This window comes from Pseudomonas sp. HR1 (assembly GCF_030175875.1).
Classification (GTDB): Bacteria; Pseudomonadota; Gammaproteobacteria; order Pseudomonadales; family Pseudomonadaceae; genus Chryseomonas; species Chryseomonas oryzihabitans.
Genome location: NZ_JASNRF010000020.1, coordinates 1 through 1,431 on the forward strand (window position 1 = coordinate 1; position 1,431 = coordinate 1,431).

Below are 1,431 nucleotides of genomic sequence, written 5' to 3' on the forward strand. Positions count from 1 at the left end.
TACCCGGGGTGGCGGAAGTCAACACCATTGGCGGCTACGCCAAGGAGTATCAGATCGCGCCCGATCCCAAGCGCCTGGCCGGCTATCGCATCACCCTGGAACAACTGGCGGTGGCGCTGGAGCGGAACAACGCCAATGTCGGCGCCGGTTTCATCGAGCGCGCCGGGGAGCAGCTGGTGATTCGGGTACCGGGGCAGCTCGCCTCCGTCGAGGATATCGCCACCATCGTGCTCGCTACCGTGGACGGTACTCCGGTACGGATCCGGGATGTGGCCACGGTCGGGGTCGGGCAGGAGTCACGGTCCGGGGCGGCTACCGAAAATGGCGAAGAGGCGGTGCTTGGCACCGTCTTCATGCGGGTGGGTGAGAACAGCCGCGAGGTGGCCCTGGCAGTGGCCGAGCGCCTGGCGCAGATCAACCGCAACCTGCCGGAAGGCGTGCAGGCGGTCGCCGTGTACGACCGCACCACGCTAGTGGACAAGGCGATCGCTACGGTACGCAAGAATCTTGTGGAGGGTGCGCTGCTGGTCATCGCCGTGCTCTTCGTCTTCCTCGGCAATCTGCGCGCGGCGCTGATCACCGCGCTGGTGATCCCGCTGTCGATGCTCTTCACCTTCAGCGGCATGGCCGCGAATCGGGTCAGCGCCAACTTGATGAGTCTGGGTGCGCTCGACTTCGGCATCATCGTCGATGGCGCCGTGGTGATCGTGGAGAATGCCATTCGCCGGCTGGCTCATGCCCAGGAACGGCACGGTCGGGCGCTCGATCGCCGGGAGCGCTTCCAGGAAGTGTTCGCCGCCGCCCGCGAGGCGCGCAGACCGCTGATCTTCGGGCAGCTGATCATCATGGTGGTCTATCTGCCGGTGTTCGCCCTGACGGGTGTGGAAGGCAAGATGTTCCATCCCATGGCCTTTACCGTGGTGATCGCCTTGGTGGGCGCCATGCTGCTGTCCATCACCTTCGTCCCTGCGGCCGTGGCGCTGTTCGTCACGGGTCGCGTGCAGGAAAAGGACAATCGACTGATGAGCGCGGCGCGGCGCGGCTATGCCGTCGCGCTGGATGCAGCCATGCGCCGGCGGCCCCTGGTGTTCGCCGGCGCTGGCCGGAGCGGGGTGCTGACGGTGCTGCTGGCGCTGCGCCTGGGCAGTGAATTCGTACCCAGCTTGAGCGAGGGTGATTTCGCGCTGCAGGCGCTAAGGGTGCCCGGTACCGGCCTGGGGCAATCGGTGGACATGCAGCAACGCCTGGAGCGCTCCATCCTGGATCAGGTACCCGAGGTGGAGCGGGTATTCGCGAGGACCGGCACCGCCGAGATCGCCGCGGATCCGATGCCGCCGAACATCTCCGACAGCTATGTGATGCTCAAGCCGCAGGCGCAGTGGCCTGATCCAGGCAAGTCTCGCGAGCAGCTGATGGCTGAGCTGGAAGCAG

The 1,431-nt window shown here is 66.1% G+C and carries 1 protein-coding gene; it reads left to right on the forward strand.

Going from position 1 to position 1,431, the window contains the following annotated elements:
- Positions 1-1,431 (forward strand): CusA/CzcA family heavy metal efflux RND transporter (locus tag QKY98_RS23320; protein ID WP_284671666.1); only part of this gene is annotated, 1,431 nt, incomplete at both ends.